This is a genomic window from Psychrilyobacter piezotolerans, assembly GCF_003391055.1.
GTDB classification, from domain to species: domain Bacteria; phylum Fusobacteriota; class Fusobacteriia; order Fusobacteriales; family Fusobacteriaceae; genus Psychrilyobacter; species Psychrilyobacter piezotolerans.
Map to the genome: position 1 here is coordinate 126,325 of NZ_QUAJ01000002.1, position 21,079 is coordinate 147,403.

Here is a 21,079-nt window from a genome sequence, read left to right on the forward strand (position 1 = left end):
CATTTGAAGTTAAATAAATCTAAAAAAATTTGAACTTTAATTTTAAATAAAATCACTCTAACCTAATTATTTGTATTATTTTTCAACTTACCTATCTCCTCCTCCAATTGATCCAGGAGTCTGTCTAAATCCTTACTAACTGCTTCTACAGTCTCCCTTTTAGACAGGTCTACCCCTGCTTTTTTCAGCTGATTCATAGGGTTGTCATTCCCCCCTGATTTTAGGAGAGTAAGATATTTTTCCAAAGCTTCCTTCCTCTCATCTGCACTATAGTTTTCATTAGTTATCCTGTCATAAAATACCGATGATGAGGCAAAACAGGTAGCATACTGATATACATAATAGGGTGAGTTAAAGAAATGCGGTATCCTAGCCCATAAAACTTCCATTATCTTATCTGTTTCTGTTGAATCCCCATAATATTCTCTGAATAGGTCTGCCATAATTTTACTCAGCACATCCGGGGTTACAGGTTTCCCTTCTTCCACCAGTCTATGTGCCTGAAGCTCATAATCGGCCAAAAGAGATTGAAAATAAAATGTTCCGGTTATCCCCCTGATGGCTTGTTGTAATAGTGCGATCTTTTCCTTGGGATCCACAGTATTTTTCAGCATATGATCCAGTAACAGCCTCTCATTAAATGTAGAAGCCACTTCCGCTACAAAGATGGTATAGTCATGAGTTGCAAATGGCTGATTTTCACTGGAAAGGAGGGTATGCATGGTATGCCCCAATTCATGAGCCAGTGTAAATACATTGTCCAAAGTCTTATTATAATTCATGAGCATATATGGATGGACCCCATACACTCCTACAGAGTACGCCCCGCTCCTCTTACCCTTACTTTCGTATACATCGATCCAGCCATCACTTATGGCCGTCTTCATCTTACTGCTGTAATCTTTCCCCAAGGGAGCTATAGAATCGTATACATATTGTTTTGCATCATCATATTCATACTCTTTTTGAAAATCTACCAACGGAATCGAACCGTCATAACTATGGTAACTTTCTAATCCCAATATTTTCTTTCTGAGTCCGGCATACCTTTTCAATGGTTCACTGTTTGTTTTAGCTACCTCGATTAAATTTTCATACACCGAAGTAGGTATATCATTCTGCTCCAGAGCAGCTTCTAAAGTAGATTTATAATTCCTTGTTTGAGATACTGCAAAATCCCGTTGTAGTGAACTTCTATAGATTGCGCCATAGGTGTTTTTATAATCTTCAAAAGTTTTATAGTGGGTATCAAAAGCTTTTTTCCTCTCCCCCTGATCCATATTAGTTGCCATAATCTTGCTGTAGTTTCCATAGGTCATAGGCAGTTTAGTTCCGTCTTTAAATTCCACCTCACCAAATTTAATATCGGTTGTAGATAACTCAGAATATATACTCTTAGGAGCCCCCTGATACTGGCCGTAATAGGAGATTAATTTTTCTGATTTTGCATCTAATGTATGTTCCTGCAACCTGTAAATTTCCATCAGATTAAATTCATACGGTTTCAAATCTCGATTTTTCTTTATCCAGCTAACCACAGTTTCCCTTGGGATAGTCAATATTTCCGGAGTTACCCAAGCTGTAGAAGTAGTGTACTGACTGAATAACGTTATAATACGCTGGAGGTTTTCTCCAGCTTTTTGGTCTGCTCCATCCAAATCTTTTTTCATATTCGGATATAGATAAACCTTATAGGATAAAATATCCACCTCCTCCTGTAACTTTAAAAATTCTATAAAAGTTTTAGGAGCCTCAGATATTTTCCCCTTGTATTTATTGATTTCATCCATCATTTTTTCCATTTTAGAAAAATCTTTCTCCCATAAGGACCAGTCCCTGTATATATCATCTAAATTCCATTTATATCTATTTTTTATTTTTATATCCGCCACCGCACTTTTCACTTTTTTTTCACCTATCCTCTGTGAACTTATTTTTCCTTCTTTTCCTGTATAATTTTGACCTATATAAAGGTGGGATGCGATCCCCAATGCCAAAATCCCGGTTAATATTAAAATTCTCTTTTTCATATATTTTATCCTCCCTATCTCACTTCTGAAAAAAACCTTTCTTTTGCCACGAATTAACACCTATTTTCTCTAATAATTTTTCTGTCTCAGATTTCTCAGATTAACTTAGATTTTATTTTTCATCTGTGATACATTTAACTTTTATTTTCTTACTTCTAGTATATCCCTAATTTTAACCTTATTCAACAGGTTTTATTTATTTTAAAAACACCATATTTTTCAATCCTCAATGGACACTTTGTACACATTAAAACATTTTAATTATATCATTTACAATACCTGTAAAATAGTATATAATGCATTGTTAAGACCAAAATGAATATACAAAAGGAGGATAAGGTAATGTCGAAAAGAAAAAAACATCTAACAGAATTTTTATTTATTAATCTAGGATTTTTTATAGCAGCAATGGGTATCACTAATTTTTTAGGACCTGCAAAATTTACTGCCGGAGGATTTACAGGGCTGGCAATCTTAATAAATACACTTTTTTCAAATTTTTCTATAGGCCAGGCTATGTTATTACTTAACATCCCTGTGTTTATTTTAGGGGCCCTTATTATAGGAAAAAAATATGCTCTTACCACTACGTATGCCCTTATATTATTCCCATTCTATGAATGGTTTACCCATAGTTTTTTAAGGTTTGATCATCCTGGTGCAGATAGTTTAATATTTAAATTTATCGCCGTTGTTGCAGGTGCCATCTGCATCGGCATGGGAATTGGACTGGCTGTAGCTTTTGGCAGCAATACTGGCGGAACTGTTATCGTAGCTCAGATTTTTAATAAACTTTTTAAATTTCCTGTAGGAAACGTAATGATAGTAGCAGATTCTATCGTAATATTAATCTGTGCTTATTTCTTAGGATTTGATACAGCTATCTACGCTGTAGTCTGCTCATTCTTAATCGGAAGAACTGTTAATTTTACCATTGTTAAATCTAAGAAATTCCAGGAAAACATCTTTTCTGCAGCTTAAGAAAATTCTAAAGAAACTTTTCAATGAAAAGTTTCTTTTTTTTAATCATTGACATCCGTAAATAAATAGAGTATAATTTCGAAAGTTTAAAGTAGGGGAGGTAATACAATGTTAAAAAAAGATCTATCTTATACATTAGAAAAAATTATAAATTCATCGGAAACTGCCATAAAAATGGAATCTGGCGGATTAGATGTTTTTTCTACTCCAAATTTAATTGCTTTTATGGAAAAAACTGCATTTCTTAGTGTTGAAAAATACCTGGATAAAGAAAATACCACAGTAGGTATATCTGTAAATGCTAAACATCTAAAAGCTAACTTAGTAGGAGATAAATTAAGTTGTATTGCTACACTGACTGAGATCGACGGAAAAAAACTTTCCTTCGAAATTGTTGTTATCCACGAAGAAACTATTGTAGGAAGTTGTTTCCATGACAGATTTATTGTCAATAAGGAAAAATTTATAAATAAATTGATTAAAAGATAGATTTTACTATCTTTTTTTTTGAAAAAAAATTAGGAGGATTGAGAGAAAAATGCATAAAATTAACGGAAAGACAAAATATTTATTAGGATTACAACATGTGTTAGCTATGTTCGGGGCTACTGTACTGGTGCCATTCTTAACCGGGCTTAACCCATCTATCGCACTATTAGCCGCAGGGGGAGGAACTCTGCTATTCCATCTTTGTACCAAGAGAATTGTCCCTGTATTTTTAGGTTCTAGTTTCGCATTTATTGGAGCTATATCCTTAGTTTTAAAGCAAGATGGTATCGGAGCTGTAAAAGCAGGTGTTATATCGGCAGGATTTATCTATATCTTGATGTCTATAGTTATCATGGTCTTTGGTGTCGAGAAAGTAAAATCATTTTTCCCGCCAATAGTTGTCGGTCCCATCATCATGGTTATCGGTCTCAGAATGAGTCCGGTTGCCCTAGGTATGATTGGATACAATAATGGTTCATTTGAATCAAAAGGCTTGATCATTGCTGTAGTTGTGGTTACTACCATGGTAGTCATCTCTGTTTTAGAAAAATCTTTCTTTAGATTAGTTCCTATCCTTATCTCTGTAATGGTTGGATATACTTTAGCAGTCTTCTTCGGACTGGTAGATTTCACTCCCATTGCCAATGCCAAATGGATTGGATTTACAGATAGCGCCCTAAAAGACCTTACCACTATGCCTGAATTTTCGTGGACATCGGTTATAGCTATAGCTCCCATAGCTATGGTAGTATTCATAGAACACATTGGAGATATTACAACTAATGGTGCTGTTGTTGGAAAAAACTTCTTTGATGAACCCGGAATTCACAGAACTATGTTAGGAGACGGTATCGCCACACTTTTTGCCGGACTTATCGGCGGACCAGCCAATACAACTTATGGCGAGAACACCGGTGTATTGGCAGTTACCAAGGTATATGATCCCGCTGTCCTTAGAATCGCAGCTGTATACGCCATTGTATTATCATTTATAGGAAAATTTGGTGCTGTCTTACAGACCATCCCTACTCCTGTCATGGGAGGAATATCTATCATTTTATTTGGGATGATCTCAAGTGTAGGAGTGAGAACATTGATTGAAGCCGACTTAGATTTTGCCCATTCAAGAAATTTAATCATTGCTTCCCTTATCTTTGTTTTAGGAATAGCTATCAGCAACGTAGTTCTTTGGGGAACTATCTCTCTATCTGGTCTAGCTGTAGCAGCTATTGTAGGAGTAGTTTTAAATAAAGTTCTGCCTAAGAATATATAAAAAAGTATGGAAAAAATAAAAACAGGCGGCCATTGGCTGCCTGTTTTTATGCCAATTTATTTATCCACCTCTTGCTTACAAACCTTTTCATTCCAATTGCAATACGAAGAAACTCCTCAGCTAAAGTAGCTAAGTATACTATATATATAGGCAGGCCCAAATAAAAGGCCGCAAATATTGCTCCGGGGATCCTACATAGGGCTATAAGATTTATTCCCATGGCAAATTTCGTGTCTCCCCCGCCTCTTAGAACTCCTACCATCTTCGTCATGCTCAGTGCCTTAAATGGGAAAGATATGCAGAATGCCATCAATGTATATTTGCTGAGTCTCAATACATTTTCATCTACATTATACATTCCAACTAACTTAGAAGAGAATAATCCCATAGAGATTGCTAACATCAGTGCCAGACCGAATGAAACTTTGTAAAATTTCTTCCCATCAGAATAAGCTTCACCTAATTTTCCTTGTCCTATTTTATGAGCTATCATTACTGTAGCTGCATTGGCAAATCCAATTATTCCAACTACTGCTAATCTCTCAAAACTATTCTCTATATTTATTGCTGCCAATGACTCTGTTCCTATCCTACCATAAACAGCACTGTACACAGTTTGTCCCAATGCCCATAAGATGTCATTTATAATAACTGCTCCTGCTGTTACAATAAATAACTTTAATACAGCCATATCAAAGGAGAAGAACTCCTTTAATCTTATAGCTATTGGGTATCTCCTCCTATAGATGACCCCTACTACAACTACACACTCTATCCCACGGGCTATAGATGTGGCTAATGCAGCACCTTCTACTCCTAATTCCGGGAATCCATAATTACCAAATATAAGCAGATAATTCAGCACAATATTTACCACTAATGATAAAAAACTTGTCAGCATAGGCAGCTGGCTTTCTCCTAAAAATAAATACAATAAAAAAAGATCAACATTAAAAAGTTGACCCCTAAAGGTTCAACTTCAAATATCAATTCACAGGATGAGCTTTAGCTTAATGATACTCCTGTAGCACCAATGAGATGGACAATTTTGCCTAACGACACTCTCACAGCACCATTGAATCGACTATTTCAAGTCAAACAATGTATTTAATTTTAAATTACGTTGCACATTATACTCCTGGTTTTTATTTTTGTCAACCAACTCATTTATATAATTTTAAAGAATATATAGGTGGTATTTTATTTTTATAAAATCCAATTTCCATAACTAACCTAAGTTATTACTTCTAAAAAAGACCTAAGGATTCCATCCTTAACTGGCTCTGTTTCTTTTTATCTGAAAAAGAATTTTAACCTAAAAAATTAAAAAAAACACGGATATCCGTGTTTTTTTGTATAAATAGTATTTTTAGAAATTAAGCGGAGCTAATCTGTATGTCTCTCTAACTGCATTCCCTTCAATTACTAATTTTGAATTTGTCATCTCTATTACATTTCCTGCTATTACTTTTTCATTACCTTTAAAACTTTTTACAATAAAGGCTCCGTTTTCTTTTTTAAAAGAAACCATATTTTCCATAATTACCTTTGTCTCATTTAAATTTTTAAATAATAATTTCATTCTCATCCCTCCTAATATATTTCAAATAAATGTTGTTTTTATTTTATATACATATTATATATCGTTTGTTTGTTAAAGTCAACAAAATATTTATTTTATTTATGAATGAATACAGACAACATATTTAATATATATGTCCCAACTATTAAAATGTATCGAAATAAAGCGTTTTGTGTTTTTAAAAGATGTTACAAGCGAAAACAAATGATTTTCATATATGTATTTAATTAAAACAATATATTAAAATTATGACACTTCTATTTTCCACTAAACTTCTTCTTATCCAATTTATTTTAGTCATCTTAATAAAACGCAACGTGACGATAATAAAAAAAGGTGAAAGGATAGATTTCCTTTCACCTTGAAAACGACATTTTTACTTATAAACTAAAAATGTTATATAATCTACAACCTCTTCCATAGGATAATTCTCCCCTGAATGCCCCCTCCTCAAAATTTCTATCTTTGGATCATCTGCCACCAATTTACTATATTCTAAAAGGGTCATAATAGGCCCATACCCGCATATACTCAGATTATATTCATCTACTGTATTTTCTACTCCCTGACTGTCAAGTTCCATTATCCTGTCTATTGCCAACTGATCTAACCTATACCCAACTTCTTTTTTTTCATAGTGGGAAAAGTCAGAAGATGCTATTACCAGAATTTTTTTCCTTTGTTTTTTAGCGGCTTCATCTATTTTTTCAGCCAGATATTTTGCATTTTTATAAGTTTGAATCTTCATGGTAATTGGGACTATTTTAAATTCACTTTTTATAAAATATTTTAAAAAAGGCAGCATGACCTCTCCTGAATGCTCAAATTTATGTGCATCTCCCGAATAGGGCAGATCCAATTCTTTTTCAAAATCAAGGTCTATCTCCAGGTCTCCCATAGGGGAACCCCACACTTCATTTGTATCTAAGTTTATGTCTTCCCCGTATCCCGTATGACTTGGATTCACTATAATCACAGTTTCTATATCTTTTTCCTTTAATGTATTAAAAAAATGAACTGCAGAAGGTCCCGAAAATTCATAACCTGCATGGGGAACTATCCCTCCCAGGATCTCACCATCCTTTTTTTTAGGAGATTCTATTTTTAAAAAATTTTCAATCATTTTTTCAATATCTTTTTTTTTCTCAGGATAAAATTTCCCTCTTACAAACTCCTCCCTTTTTTTCATAGCGCCTCCTATATCTCCACTACCTTTTCTCCGCATTTATTACATTTACCATTTTCACTTAATCCTACCATCTCTATATTCCATCCATCCCTCTGAATAAGCAGATTTCCACAACCGCAGACTGTATCCATGTCTACCCCTGCATTTCCTACATATACATAGTTCAAATATTTTTTAGCCAGCTTATGAAATTCTAAAAGGAGTTTTTTTTCTGTTGCCGGAGTTTTCAGCTTATAACTGGGGTAATACCCGTTTATATGCAAAACAATATTTGATCCCAATTCATCCTTTATCCACTTAACCATTTTTATAAATGTCTCCCTATCATCATTTAATTCCGGCACCAATAAAAACTCGATCTCCAGATGTTTTTTTCTCCCTGCTATCAGTTTCAAGGTATTTTTAACCCCTTCTAAAGTTCCGCCCAGCTTAGAATAAACTTCTTCTGTAAATCCCTTTAAGTCTATGCTGAATGCATCTATGTAGGAAGTTAATTCCAGAAGCGGCTCCCTTTCTATAAGTCCGTTGCTTACCATCATGGTTTTCTTAGAACAGCATTTAGCTAATTTTGCCACATCCATCATAAATTCATACCAAACAGTAGGTTCATTGTAGGTAAAGGCCACTCCAAACCCTTTAAAGCCTTTCAATACCTCCTCATAGGTATATTCTTTAGTGGGTATCCCTTTAAATTCCTTGGCTATTTCATAGTTTTGGCAGTAAGCACAATTCATATTACACCCTATACTTCCAATGGATAAAACCTCTTTCCCTGGGTAAAAATGGTAAAATGGTTTTTTTTCAATGGGGTCTATATTGAGAGCCGAAACTACTCCATAATTTTGGGTTATCAATTTTCCCCATATGTTTTTCCTTACCCCGCATCTGCCCACACGACCCTCCTCTATGATACACCTGTGGGGACATAACTCACATCCTACTCTTTCACCCTCTAATCTCTTATAAAACATAGCTTCTTTCATCTTTTCACCTATACCTTTTTACAGTAAATTTTTTAATAACCAATCCAGGTTGACGGGTTATCCCGGCTTTATTCATGGCTATCTCTATCTGCTGCTCCACACTATCTACCCCTTCTAAATCCGGTAAAAGTACCCCTTGGGATCTTCCATCACTGATTAAGATACCATATTTTTTAGGATCTAATTCTTTTATATCCTCTATCTCCTCCATAGGGGAAAGGACATCTACAGAAATTTCCAACCATTCTAATTCCTCTTTTTTTAAGGGTTCAAATCTAGGATCATTGAAGGCAGCCGAGATGGCATTTGCCCTTATCTCCTCCAATAAATTTTCCCTGTATGGTACCATGGTTCCTATACATCCCCTTAGGGAATTCTCCTTGTACAGGGTGACAAAACAAGGTTTTTTTTCCATCAGATCTTCCATTTCCTGATATTTATCTTCCTCTTCACTTTGTCCGCCTAAACCTAATTTGTTTAAAATACTCTCTAAAGCTACTTTTACATAGATACTCCTTGGTTTATACACACAACCACCTCCTAAAAAATATTTATTCCTTATTCTTTATTTCATAAATTTAATAAACTTCCTCTTTTATTAAATTTATATATTTATCATGGGAAAATAAAATTTAATTTTTCAACTAATTATATAACTTTATTATGGTAACTATTCATTTTAAATATATTATTTTTTTTTAATAGTACAGATATTGCAGTCATATCTTCATTTTTCCTTAATAAAGTTAGCTTAAAAAACTAAGTTTATCAACTGGATAAGTAAATAAAAAAATACCGTCATAAAAAGACTTTTCTTTTTATTTCCTCTAATAAGGATATAAATATTTTTTTCACTTGACTTTGTGTTCTTTATATAGTAAAAATGTATTAGAACGAATCTATGAATGAGTTTTCATTTTTTTAGATAGGTAACATAAATCAAATATATAATAGAGGAGCATTTATTGTGGTAACTTTTAACATTCAAAGGATCGGAAGATCTTGCGAAGTTAAAAGTGAAGGACTTAATTGCCGAAAGGTTGGATCTATATAGAGCTAACCTTGGTCAATATGGGAAAATCCATCTTGACTGTCACAACTTTAGTTGTGGAGAGCTATTTCTTTTTAGTTCTTGGTGATTTTCTGTCTTAAATCATGGATAGGTGTTTTTTTGATGCAAAAAAATAAAAAAGGGGGAATGAGTTGTGAAAGAAGTAATGATTAGATTGAGGATGAGTACCCACGATGCTCATTATGGCGGTAATTTAGTGGATGGAGCCAGAATGTTAGGTTTATTTGGAGATGTAGCTACTGAACTGCTTATCAGACAAGATGGGGACGAGGGATTATTTAAAGCTTATGACAACGTTGAGTTTATGGCTCCGGTATATGCAGGTGATTTTATCGAAGCTGTAGGTCATATAGAAAAAGTTGGTAATACATCCAGAAGGATGGTTTTTGAAGCTAGAAAAGTAATCGTTCCCAGACCTGATATCAGTGATTCTGCGTGTGAAGTCTTAGAGAAAGCAGTTGTTGTCTGCAGAGCCACTGGAACTTGTGTTACACCTAAAGATAAACAAAGAAATTAGGGGGCAAAAGATGGAAAAATTAATCATAACAGCTGCCATATGTGGAGCTGAGGTAACTAAGGAACACAATCCTAACGTTCCTTATACTGTAGAAGAAATAGTAGAGCAAGCATATGGGGCATATATAGAGGGAGCCAGTATCATACATCTTCATGTAAGGGAGGATGACGGTACTCCTACCCAGTCAAAGGAACGATTTAAAATATGTATGGACGCCATAAAAGAAAAATGTCCGGACGTTATCGTCCAGCCATCTACCGGGGGTGCTGTAGGGATGACCAATGAAGAAAGACTGCAGCCTACAGAATTACATCCTGAGATGGCAACACTGGATTGCGGGACTTTAAATTTCGGCGGGGACGAAGTCTTTACCAACACAGAAAATACCATCAAAGAATTTGGTGAAAAAATGATAGAAAGAGGTGTCAAACCTGAACTGGAGTGTTTTGATAAATCGATGATTGAGATGGCTGTCAGACTAAATAAAAAAGGGTTTATTAAGTCGCCTATGCACTTTAGTTTTGTAATGGGAGTTAACGGTGGTATCGGAGGAGATCTGAGAGACTTCTTATTTTTAAGAGACAGTTTGCCTTGTGGTTCTACTTATTCAGTTGCCGGTCTTGGAAGATTTGAGTTTTCGTTGGCAGCAGCAGCTATCATAAGCGGTGGTCATGTGAGGGTTGGTTTTGAAGATAATATCTATTTAGAAAAAGGTGTCTTAGCTGAATCTAACGGTGTCTTGGTAGCTAAGGTAGTAAGGATTGCCAAGGAACTGGGCAGGCAAATAGCTACACCAGCAGAAGCAAGAGCCATATTAGGATTATAAGGGGGAGAGAAAATGATAAAAGGATGTCCATTTGGAACACACAGAGTAATAGAACCTATGGGAACTATGCCACAGGCTGCATTAAAAATTGACAATACAATGAAGATTAAAAACAACGAGTTATTATTAGATGTAATGACATTAAATATTGATTCAGCATCATTCACACAAATAAAGGAAGCATGCAACAAGGATATAGATAAGATGACCACTATGATCAATGAGATTGTAGGAGAGAGAGGAAAGATGCAAAATCCGGTAACCGGGTCTGGAGGAATGCTGATAGGTGTTGTTAAAGAGATAGGTCCTGATTTTCCTGATAAATCTTTAAAAGTAGGAGATAAATTAGCTACCTTAGTTTCATTGTCCCTTACACCATTAAAAATCAATAAGATTAAAAATGTAAATGTATCCAACGACCAAGTTGATATAGACGGACAGGCTATCCTTTTTGAAACTGGTATATATTCTGTATTACCTGCAGATATTCCTGAAAAATTAGCTTTAGCTGCACTGGATGTAGCCGGTGCTCCTGCACAGGTAGAAAGATTAGTTAAAGAAGGTGACACTGTTTGTATTATTGGCGGAGGTGGAAAATCTGGTGTTTTATGTGCTTATCAAGCCATGGTAAATGCCGGGGCTTCTGGTAAAGTTATCGTTATTGAATACAGTGAAGAAAATGCAAAAAGAATATTGGATATGAATTTAGCTCACCATGTAATTATTGCAGACGCAACTAAGCCTGTTGAAGTTTATGAAAAAGTAAAAGAGATCACAGGGGAAGATGTGTGCGATGTAGTTATCAACAATGTAAATGTAGCCAATACAGAGATGTCATCTATCCTCATTACAAAGGACGACGGGGTAGTTTATTTCTTCTCCATGGCAACATCATTTACAAAAGCAGCTTTAGGAGCTGAAGGTGTAGGAAAAGACGTACAAATGATCGTGGGAAATGGATATGCTAAGGGGCATGCTGACCTTACATTAGGTATCATACGTGAATCTAAAACTATCAGAAACTTATTTGAAAAATTATATGTATAGAAAATAAAAGGGGAGGCAACAAAATTATGATGAATTTAAACTACGAGAGCAGAAGAAAAGAATTATTTCCAAATGTAAGTGACGAGCAATGGAATGACTGGCACTGGCAAGTAAGAAATAGAATCGAAACTTTAGAAGATTTAAAAAAATATTTTGACCTAACACCAGAAGAGGAGGAGGGAGTAAAAACAGCTAACTCTATCCTTAGAATGGGAATCACTCCGTATTATTTAACATTGATCGATCCATCAAATCCAAAGTGTCCGGTAAGACAACAGGCAATTCCTACAGCTGCTGAAGTATGTAAGTCAGATGCTGATCTAGACGACCCTCTACATGAAGATGAGGATTCACCGGTACCAGGACTCACTCATAGATATCCAGACAGAGTATTATTGTTAGTTACAGATATGTGTTCTATGTATTGCAGACACTGCACCAGAAGAAGATTTGCAGGCCAGACAGATGCTGCCTTGGGAATGGAAAAGATAGATACTGCCATCGATTATATAGCTAAAACTCCTGTAATCAGAGATGTATTACTTTCTGGAGGAGATGCTCTGCTTATCTCAGATGAAAAATTAGAGCATATTTTCAAAAGATTGAGAGATATTCCCCATGTACAGATCGTAAGAATAGGATCTAGAACTCCTGTTGTATTACCTCAAAGAATTACTCCCGAGTTAGTAAATATGATGAAAAAATACCATCCAATCTGGTTAAATACTCACTTCAATCATTCAGATGAAATCACATCTGCTTCTAAAGCTGCATGTGAACTGATGGCTGATGCTGGAATTCCACTAGGAAATCAATCTGTTTTACTGAGAGGAATAAACGACTGTACTCATATCATGAAAGAGTTAGTACAGGATCTGGTAGCTATAAGAGTAAGACCTTACTATATATATCAATGTGACCTGTCAGTAGGGTTGGAGCATTTTAGAACTCCTGTATCTAAAGGAATTGAGATCATCGAAGGTCTTCGTGGACATACATCTGGATATGCAATCCCAACATTTGTTGTAGACGCTCCTGGTGGCGGAGGTAAGACTCCGGTTATGCCTCAATATATTATCTCTCAAAGTCCAAAAAGAGTTGTTCTTAGAAACTTTGAAGGAGTTATCACAACATATACAGAACCAAAACCATATGAAGATAAGTGTGACTGTAAACACTGCCAGGAAGAACGTAACCACATTGGAATAGCTAACCTTTTAGACGGTAAACAGCTAGCTATCGAACCTAAGGTCCTCGCTAGACATATTAGAAATGAACACTAAAAAGATAATCACTTCCCTTTTCCCCTATAGCAGCGTGTCTATTATTGGAATGGAAAAAAACTCGGGAAAAACTACCACTTTAAATTATATATTACAAAATTTAAAGGGAAGTAAGGTTATCGGCCTTACGTCTATTGGACGTGATGGTGAAGACTGTGACAGAGTGACCAACACACACAAACCTAGGATCTATGTAGAAAAGGGCAGTTTAGTTGCTACAGCTAAAAATTTACTCTGTAAATGTGATATAACCAAGGAAATCTTAGCTGCCACTGGAATCTCTACTCCTCTGGGGGAAATAATAATTATGAGAGCTCTGAGCAACGGATTTGTAGATGTGGCTGGTCCCTCCTACAACTCTGCTCTCATAAGGGTTAGAGATCTTATGTTAGATTTTGGATGTGACTTGGTCCTTATTGATGGTGCACTGAGCCGAAAAGGCAGTGCAGGAAATTTAGTTTCAGAAGCCGCTATATTGGCTACTGGAGCTAGTTTTTCCCCCGACCTGACAAAGGTCGTGGAAGAAAGCAGTCACAATGTAAAGATGTTACAATTACCAAAATGCTCTGATAAAACAGCAGATTTAACCAGACAGATATTAAAAATGGGAAGGATCGGGTTTATTGATACCCAATCAAATATTGAGGTCTTAGATCTCCCTACTTCCCTTAATTCCCACAGGGAGATAGTAGATGCAGTTAAGCCTAATCATAAATATTTAATTTTAGGCGGTGCTGTATCCAGGGGATTGATAGAATCTATCATACAAAATAGAGAGTTGTTTAAAAGTTTTACGATCATCATAGAAGATGGAACAAAGATTTTTATAGATTCTAATATGTATCATAAATTATCTATGATACCAGTCAGATTAGAGGTGTTGGACAGTATTAACCTCCTATATTTGACCTGCAACCCCACATCCCCTTATGGATATTCATTTGATAGTGAAAAATTTTGTGAATTATTAAAAACATCTATAGATATAGATGTTGTAGATGTTGTAGATGTTGTAGGAGGAGAATTATGAGATACCTTGATCTTAAAAACAGGGAAAAAATTGGCTTGGAATACCTCACAAATAATCTGACTACAATATCTCCATATGGAAACCTGAAAAAAAGAGATATTATTCCCATAGAGGAACCCGAAACTTTGGAAGTAATTTTTGATCATTTGGAGTTTTTCATAAAAAGATGCCAGCAGAATAAAAAAGAGATCCAAAAGATAGACCTTCTCCTTATGAAGTTAAAAGATATTTCTAATATTGTCTTAAATCTTCAAAAAGGAAAAATTTTAGATGAGGTTGAATTATTTGAATTAAAGATAAATGCCATGATCTTTATGGAAATCAGAAGTATTTCAAATGATATATTTTTAAAAGATTTTCATCTGATTGATCTGAGTCCTATTATAGATATTTTAGACCCGGGATCCAAAAAAATCCCTACCTTCCATATTTATAACGAATACTCAGAAAAATTAAAAGAGATCAGATATAAAAAGGCAGAAATTGAAAAATTAATTTTTTCAGCTAAAGATAACCAGCTGCAGATAAAACTTAAGGAAGAAAGAAGAGAGATCGTTGTTTTAGAAAGTTGTGAAGAATCCAAAGTCAAGATGGAAATAAGCAGACGATTAACCTTTTACACCAACGATATTCTAATAGATATCGACAAAATTAAAAATATTGATTTTACCCTGGCTAAAGCAAAACTTGCTATAAAATATGGAGCTAACAGGCCTAAAATAGGTGAACACATCGAATTTATCGGGATGTTTAATCCAGAAATTTTAGAAACTTTAAAAATGAAAAACCAAGAATTTCAAAAATTAGATATCCTATTAAAAAATGGTAATACTATCTTAACAGGAGCCAATATGGGAGGGAAAAGTGTTATTTTAAAAACCCTTACCCTTAATCTCATCCTGGCACAAATGGGGTTTTATGTTTTTTCAGATTATGCAACTATCCCTATATTAAAGTTTATACAATTTTTATCCGATGATATTCAAGACGTTTCCAAGGGGCTCAGCAGTTTTGGGGCTGAAATAATGAAACTAAGGGAGATTACAGGCTGTCTCAGAACTTATGATAAGGGGTTTATTGCACTGGATGAATTTGCCCGGGGTACCAACCCAAGTGAAGGTAAAAAATTTGTAAAGGGATTGTCCAATTATATGAAAAACTTTGACAGTTTTTCAATCATGGCAACTCACTATGATGGTGTAGTCGATGATTCGACTCCTCATTATCAGGTTGTCGGATTAAAGAATATAAATTTTGACAGCTTAAAAAGAAAGATTGACCTGAATAACCAGAATTCAATCTCTCTGATCCAGAAACATATGGATTATTCCATAGAAAAGATTTATTCTAACTTAGAGGTTCCAAAGGACGCACTAAATGTAGCAGCTTTAATCGGAATCGATGAGGATTTAAAAGATATAATAAAAAATTTATATTAGTCCCTCTTCCTTCTTAGGGAGAGGGTAACTTTGGAGGTAAAGATATGCAAGATTCAAAATTACACTTAGATTGGGATGTAGTGGCAGACGCTAGGAAATCAGCTAAAAATATCGCCATAGATGTACAGACTTATATAGATGACCATTCTACAGTATCGGTAGAAAGAACAATTTGTCGTTTACTTGGTATAGACGGTATCGATAAATTTGAAGTTCCCCTGCCAAATATCGTAGTAGAGCATATTGAAAAAGAAGGAAACCTTACTTTGGGAGTTTCCCACTATATTGGAAATGCCATGGTAGAAACAGGTCTTTCTCCCCAGGAGATTGCTGAAAAAGTATCCCACGGAGAATTGAATCTAGGGAAGATATCCACCCATGATGCATTTGAAATAAAATTAGCTATAGATAAGATTGCTCGTGAAAATACAGATAAGATTGCAAATAATAGAAAGGACAGAGAATCTTATTTAGAAAGATTTGGAGATAAAACCGGACCCCTTCTATATCTTATTGTAGCCACTGGAAATATCTATGAGGATATAACTCAAGCTGTAGCAGCTGCTAAGCAGGGGGCAGATATTATTGCGGTTATCAGAAGTACAGGTCAGAGTTTACTGGACTATGTACCTTTTGGAGCTACTACAGAAGGATTTGGCGGGACATTAGCTACCCAGGAAAATTTTAGAATCATGAGAAAAGCACTGGATGAGGTAGGAGAGGAATTGGGTAGATATATCAGACTTTGCAACTACTGTTCTGGTCTATGTATGCCTGAGATCGCTGCCATGGGAGCATTTGAAAGACTGGATGTAATGTTAAATGATGCTCTTTATGGAATTTTATTCAGAGATATCAATATGAAGAGAACATTTGTAGACCAATATTTTTCTAGAATCATCAATGGATTTGCAGGAGTAATCATCAACACCGGAGAGGATAACTACCTTACCACAGCAGATGCCATAGAGGAAGCTCATACGGTACTGGCTTCTCAATTCATAAATGAACAATTTGCACTCCTTGCTAACCTCCCTGAGGAGCAGCAAGGGTTAGGACACGCATTTGAGATCCATCCAGACACAGAGAATGGATTTTTATTGGAACTATCCCAGGCTCAAATGGCCAGAGAAATATTTCCAAAGGCACCATTAAAATATATGCCTCCTACAAAATTTATGACTGGAGATATCTTCAAAGGCCATGTACAGGATGCTCTATTTAATATGGTAACAATTATGACAGGACAAAGACTTCACCTCATGGGAATGATGACCGAGGCCATCCATACTCCATTTATGTCCGACAGGGCCCTGGCTATCGATAATGCTCAATATATCTTCAAAAATATGAAAGATTTCGGTTCCGAGATAACATTTAAAAAAGATGGAATGATTGTGAATCGTGCCAAGGAAGTTTTAGAAAAAGGTAGAGATCTGATCAAAGAGATTGAAACAACAGGAATGTTTGATACCCTGCAAAAAGGTAAATTTGCAGGTATAAAAAGACCTATTGATGGTGGAAAAGGATTAAACGGAGTATTTGTAAAGGATACTACATACTTTAATCCATTTATAGAACTAATGACTGGAGGTGACAGATAATGAGTGGAGGATTATATTCAACTGAAGATAAAAATTTTGATACTACATTAGACCTAAAAAAATTAAAACCTTATGGGGATACTATGAATGATGGAAAGGTGCAGATCAGTCTGACTCTGCCAGTTCCTGCCGATGAAAAAGGTGCTGAAGCAGCCAAAGAATTGGCTAAAAAAATGGGGTTATCTGAACCTGCTGTTTCTCATTACGGATCTTTAGATACTCACTTCTCATTTTATGTAGTTTACGGATCATTGAACCATACTGTAAATTATGATGAGATCCATGTAGAAACAGTGGATATAGAGACTATGGATATGTACGGAGTACAGAACTTTATCAAGGAAAACATTAAAAGAGATGTAGTTATCGTAGGAGCCAGTACAGGGACCGACGCTCATACAGTGGGAATAGATGCTGTTATGAATATGAAGGGATATGCCGGGCACTACGGCCTTGAGAGATATAAAGGGATCGAAGCTTATAACTTGGGATCCCAGGTAGAAAATGAGGAGTTCATCAAAAAAGCTATTGAATTAAAAGCTGATGCATTACTGGTTTCCCAGACAGTTACTCAAAAAAATATTCATATTCAAAACCTGACTCACCTGGTGGAATTGATGGAAGCTGAGGGAATCAGAGATAAGGTAATCCTTATTGCCGGGGGTCCTAGAATCTCCCATGAACTGGCTAAAGAATTAGGTTATGATGCCGGATTCGGACCTGGAAAATATGCAGATGATGTAGCAACCTTTATTGTAGAAGAGATGGTAAAAAGAGAGATGGTGTAAGAACGTTTAACTACGAATTACGCTAAATAGATATAGCCAGAACTTTTGAAAATAAAAAATATAAAGATTAAGTAACAAGAATTTTTTTCTTGTTACTTTTTTCCGGATAAGTTCTTACTATCCTTTTCCATAAAACTTAGAGTTTTTCGTAGAAATTTTGAAATCTTTTATTAATTTTTTAATTTAAAAGGAGTAAATTCTATGAATGAAACTACAGCTAAAGAAACACCTATTAGACAAAAAAATATTTTTGAAAAGTTTACAAATTTATGTGTAATATTAATACAAAAATATCTGCCTGATCCATTTATATTTTGTGCCATTTTGACATTTATAGTTTTTTTGATTGCAATCCCTATTACTAAACAGTCTCCTATGTCTATTATCAATAGCTGGACCAATGGATTTTGGGGGTTATTATCCTTTGCCATGCAGATGGCACTGGTATTAGTTACTGGGCATACTATGGCTAGTTCTCCGTTTTTCAAAAGAACATTATCATTTATGGCCGGCAAATTAAAAAATCCATCTCAAGCCATAATAGGAGTTACTGTAGTTTCTATTTTAGCTTCGTTTATTAATTGGGGGTTCGGTCTTGTAATTGGGGCTATATTTGCTAAAGAAATTGCTAAAAAAGTCAAAGGTGTAGATTACCGGTTATTAATTGCTTCTGCGTATACTGGATTTTTAGTCTGGCACGGAGGATTATCCGCTTCAATACCTTTAAAACTTGCCTCTGGCGGAGGTTTAAAAAGTGCAACAGCTGGGGCTGTTACAGAAGCAATTCCTACATCTATGACTATTTTTTCAGCCACTAATTTAATAATCTTAGTCATTTTATTTATTACTTTGCCCTTTGTTAATAGGGCTATGCATCCTAAAAAAGATGATGTTATAACTATAGACAATGATCTGCTTATCGAGGTTCCAGAAGAAAAACTAAATATCGCTGCTATGACCCCGGCGGAAAAAATAGAAAACAGTAAGATAGTTTCTTTGCTTTTAGGAATAATGGGTTATACTTATATTATTTCATACTTTATGAAAAATGGATTCGCATTAAACTTAAACATAGTTAATTTTGTGTTCTTATTTACAGCAATACTTTTACATGGAACACCTCATAGATTTCTAAATGCAATCAAAGAAGCTTCCAAGGGTGCCGCAGGAATAATCCTTCAATTCCCTTTCTATGCTGGAATAATGGGGATAATGATTGGAAAAGGACCCGAGGGAATTTCTCTGGCAGGAGCCATGTCTAATATGTTTGTTAATATTTCCACTGAAACAACTTTCCCTTTCTTTACTTTTTTAAGTGCAGGGATTGTTAACTTCTTTGTTCCATCTGGTGGAGGTCAATGGGCAGTTCAGGCTCCAATAATGATGCCTGCTGGTGCTGCTTTAGGCATTCCAGCAGCAAAAACTGCCATGGCATAGCATGGGGGGATGCATGGACAAACATGATACAACCATTCTGGGCCCTTCCTGCTCTTGGTATTGCAGGCTTAGGTGCTAAAGATATAATGGGTTATTGTTTGGTAGTACTTATTTACTCCGGTGCTATAATTTCACTGGTTTTAATGTTTCTATAAGTTTAATGTCTTAAAATAAAAAGGGGGAAACAAGTTTATGTCTAAGAAAATAATTGATGTTGCAGATGCAGTATCTAAAATAGAAGATGGGATGACCATCATGGTAGGAGGGTTTTTAGGTACCGGAACACCTCATACCATCGTAGATGCTATTATAAAAAAAGGTGTAAAAAACCTGACTATCATATCTAACGATACAGGAATAAAAGATAGTGGTGTAGGAAGGTTTATCTACAACAATATGGTTAAAAAAGTAATCACATCACACATTGGTACAAACCCGGAAACTGGCAGACAGATGAATGAAAAAGAGATCGAGGTAGAGTTAGTTCCCCAGGGTACTTTGGCAGAGAGGATTAGGTCTGGAGGAGCCGGTTTAGGCGGTGTTCTTACTCCTACTGGTCTGGGTACTATCGTAGCAGAAGGTAAACAAATAATAGAGGTAGATGGAAAACAATTCCTTTTGGAAAAACCTCTCAGAGCAGATGTTGCCATCCTTTTAGGACACACTGTGGATACCAAGGGTAATATTATCTATGCCAATACTGCCAGAAACTTTAACCCTATCATGGCTACAGCTGCTGATACAGTTATAGTAGAAGCTGAAAATATAGTAGAAGTAGGCAGTATCAATCCCAATGAAGTTGTTACACCTAGAATTTTTGTAGATCATATAGTAGGAAGTGGTTGTAATGGATAAAAAATTAATCAGAGAGATTATTGCTAAAAGGGTTGCTCAGGAATTGAACGATGGAGATGTAGTTAATCTGGGTATTGGTCTTCCCACTGCGGTTGCCAACTATGTCCCGGAGAATATGGATGTTATCTTCCAGTCGGAAAACGGCCTTATAGGAGTGGGTCCTGCCCCGAAAGAGGGAGAAGAGATCAAAGACCTTGTTAATGCAGGCGGAATGCCTATCACTACCTTAGATGGAGCAGTGTTCTTTGACTCTGCCATGTCTTTTTCTGTAATCCGTGGCGGACATGTAGATATGACTGTACTGGGAGCATTACAGGTAGATGAAAAAGGTAACCTTGCTAACTGGATAATCCCTGGAAAGATGGTTCCCGGGATGGGTGGAGCCATGGACCTTGTTGTAGGAGCAAAAAAAGTAATAGTTTCTATGGAACATACTGCAAAGGGGAAGCCAAAGATCTTTCCGTTGTGCACATTGCCCCTGACTGCTGCTAACCAGGTAAACTTAATTATCACAGAGATGGCAGTCATTGAAGTAACTCCTGATGGGTTATTGTTAAAAGAGATCGGGCCGCATAATACTGTAGAAGATGTAATAGCTAATACTCCTGCAAAGTTAATTATTGCAGATGATATAAAGGTTATGGAGGTTTAATT

General features: G+C 35.6%; 19 protein-coding genes, 1 pseudogene and 1 riboswitch. Of the genes and pseudogenes, 14 read left to right on the forward strand and 6 right to left on the reverse strand.

Annotated features, from left to right (window positions below; genetic code table 11):
• Positions 1 to 62: 62 nt before the first annotated feature.
• Complete coding sequence (gene pepF / locus DYH56_RS01905; RefSeq protein ID WP_114641158.1) at positions 63 to 2,030, reverse strand: oligoendopeptidase F; 1,968 nt, start codon at positions 2,028 to 2,030, stop codon at positions 63 to 65.
• A gap of 342 nt (positions 2,031 to 2,372) precedes the next feature.
• Between pepF and DYH56_RS01910 the strand changes: the two genes are divergently transcribed.
• From DYH56_RS01910 to DYH56_RS01920, 3 genes are all read left to right on the forward strand, one after another.
• Complete coding sequence (locus DYH56_RS01910) at positions 2,373 to 3,011, forward strand: YitT family protein (RefSeq protein WP_158539015.1); 639 nt, start codon at positions 2,373 to 2,375, stop codon at positions 3,009 to 3,011.
• 108 nt (positions 3,012 to 3,119) lie between these two features.
• Entirely contained in the window at positions 3,120 to 3,500 is a 381-nt protein-coding gene (locus DYH56_RS01915) for a thioesterase family protein (protein WP_114641160.1), read from the forward strand.
• A gap of 49 nt (positions 3,501 to 3,549) precedes the next feature.
• Complete coding sequence (locus DYH56_RS01920; RefSeq protein ID WP_114641161.1) at positions 3,550 to 4,773, forward strand: uracil-xanthine permease family protein; 1,224 nt, start codon at positions 3,550 to 3,552, stop codon at positions 4,771 to 4,773.
• Between the two features lie 46 nt (positions 4,774 to 4,819).
• Here the strand turns inward: DYH56_RS01920 and DYH56_RS01925 are convergent, their stop codons facing one another.
• The 5 genes from DYH56_RS01925 to amrA form a co-directional block, all read right to left on the reverse strand.
• The gene (locus DYH56_RS01925) at positions 4,820 to 5,707 is read right to left on the reverse strand and encodes an MATE family efflux transporter (RefSeq protein ID WP_147269581.1); all 888 of its coding nucleotides are present in this window, start codon (positions 5,705 to 5,707) and stop codon (positions 4,820 to 4,822) included.
• A 435-nt stretch (positions 5,708 to 6,142) separates the two neighbouring features.
• The gene (locus DYH56_RS01930; RefSeq protein WP_114641163.1) at positions 6,143 to 6,355 is read right to left on the reverse strand and encodes a hypothetical protein; all 213 of its coding nucleotides are present in this window, start codon (positions 6,353 to 6,355) and stop codon (positions 6,143 to 6,145) included.
• Between the two features lie 376 nt (positions 6,356 to 6,731).
• Positions 6,732 to 7,544 (reverse strand): AmmeMemoRadiSam system protein B, encoded by an 813-nt coding sequence (gene amrB / locus DYH56_RS01935; RefSeq protein ID WP_158539016.1) that lies wholly within the window; start codon positions 7,542 to 7,544, stop codon positions 6,732 to 6,734.
• A gap of 8 nt (positions 7,545 to 7,552) precedes the next feature.
• Positions 7,553 to 8,527, reverse strand: a complete 975-nt coding sequence (amrS, locus tag DYH56_RS01940) for an AmmeMemoRadiSam system radical SAM enzyme (protein WP_114641165.1) — start codon at positions 8,525 to 8,527, stop codon at positions 7,553 to 7,555.
• A gap of 4 nt (positions 8,528 to 8,531) precedes the next feature.
• Entirely contained in the window at positions 8,532 to 9,056 is a 525-nt protein-coding gene (gene amrA / locus DYH56_RS01945; RefSeq protein WP_114641166.1) for an AmmeMemoRadiSam system protein A, read from the reverse strand.
• Positions 9,057 to 9,470: 414 nt separating this feature from the next.
• Positions 9,471 to 9,653, forward strand: a riboswitch (Lysine riboswitch).
• Between the two features lie 91 nt (positions 9,654 to 9,744).
• Between amrA and kal the strand changes: the two genes are divergently transcribed.
• The 11 genes and pseudogenes from kal (at position 9,745) to DYH56_RS02000 (ending at position 21,077) form a co-directional block, all read left to right on the forward strand.
• Positions 9,745 to 10,116, forward strand: coding sequence for a 3-aminobutyryl-CoA ammonia lyase (gene kal, locus DYH56_RS01950; protein ID WP_114641237.1), 372 nt, complete (start codon positions 9,745 to 9,747; stop codon positions 10,114 to 10,116).
• A 10-nt stretch (positions 10,117 to 10,126) separates the two neighbouring features.
• Complete coding sequence (kce, locus tag DYH56_RS01955; RefSeq protein WP_114641167.1) at positions 10,127 to 10,942, forward strand: 3-keto-5-aminohexanoate cleavage enzyme; 816 nt, start codon at positions 10,127 to 10,129, stop codon at positions 10,940 to 10,942.
• Positions 10,943 to 10,954: 12 nt separating this feature from the next.
• Positions 10,955 to 11,989 (forward strand): L-erythro-3,5-diaminohexanoate dehydrogenase, encoded by a 1,035-nt coding sequence (kdd, locus tag DYH56_RS01960; RefSeq protein WP_114641168.1) that lies wholly within the window; start codon positions 10,955 to 10,957, stop codon positions 11,987 to 11,989.
• 29 nt (positions 11,990 to 12,018) lie between these two features.
• On the forward strand, positions 12,019 to 13,272 hold the full coding sequence (gene kamA, locus DYH56_RS01965) for a lysine 2,3-aminomutase (RefSeq protein WP_114641238.1): 1,254 nt from the start codon (positions 12,019 to 12,021) through the stop codon (positions 13,270 to 13,272).
• Positions 13,262 to 14,302 (forward strand): lysine 5,6-aminomutase reactivase subunit KamB, encoded by a 1,041-nt coding sequence (kamB, locus tag DYH56_RS01970; RefSeq protein WP_114641169.1) that lies wholly within the window; start codon positions 13,262 to 13,264, stop codon positions 14,300 to 14,302. Before kamA ends, kamB begins: the two co-directional genes overlap by 11 nt.
• Positions 14,299 to 15,741 (forward strand): lysine 5,6-aminomutase reactivase ATPase KamC, encoded by a 1,443-nt coding sequence (gene kamC, locus DYH56_RS01975; RefSeq protein ID WP_114641170.1) that lies wholly within the window; start codon positions 14,299 to 14,301, stop codon positions 15,739 to 15,741. Before kamB ends, kamC begins: the two co-directional genes overlap by 4 nt.
• Positions 15,742 to 15,785: 44 nt before the next feature.
• Positions 15,786 to 17,345 (forward strand): lysine 5,6-aminomutase subunit alpha, encoded by a 1,560-nt coding sequence (gene kamD / locus DYH56_RS01980; RefSeq protein WP_114641171.1) that lies wholly within the window; start codon positions 15,786 to 15,788, stop codon positions 17,343 to 17,345.
• Positions 17,345 to 18,133: a lysine 5,6-aminomutase subunit beta gene (gene kamE / locus DYH56_RS01985; RefSeq protein WP_114641172.1), complete on the forward strand. Its 789-nt coding sequence runs from the start codon at positions 17,345 to 17,347 to the stop codon at positions 18,131 to 18,133. The genes kamD and kamE overlap by 1 nt, the downstream gene beginning before the upstream one ends.
• Positions 18,134 to 18,334: 201 nt before the next feature.
• A pseudogene (locus DYH56_RS01990) lies at positions 18,335 to 19,725 on the forward strand (short-chain fatty acid transporter).
• A gap of 37 nt (positions 19,726 to 19,762) precedes the next feature.
• Positions 19,763 to 20,425, forward strand: a complete 663-nt coding sequence (gene atoD, locus DYH56_RS01995) for an acetate CoA-transferase subunit alpha (protein WP_114641173.1) — start codon at positions 19,763 to 19,765, stop codon at positions 20,423 to 20,425.
• A complete protein-coding gene (locus DYH56_RS02000) occupies positions 20,418 to 21,077 on the forward strand; it encodes a 3-oxoacid CoA-transferase subunit B (RefSeq protein ID WP_114641174.1) in 660 nt (219 codons plus the stop codon). Before atoD ends, DYH56_RS02000 begins: the two co-directional genes overlap by 8 nt.
• Positions 21,078 to 21,079: the final 2 nt, after the last annotated feature.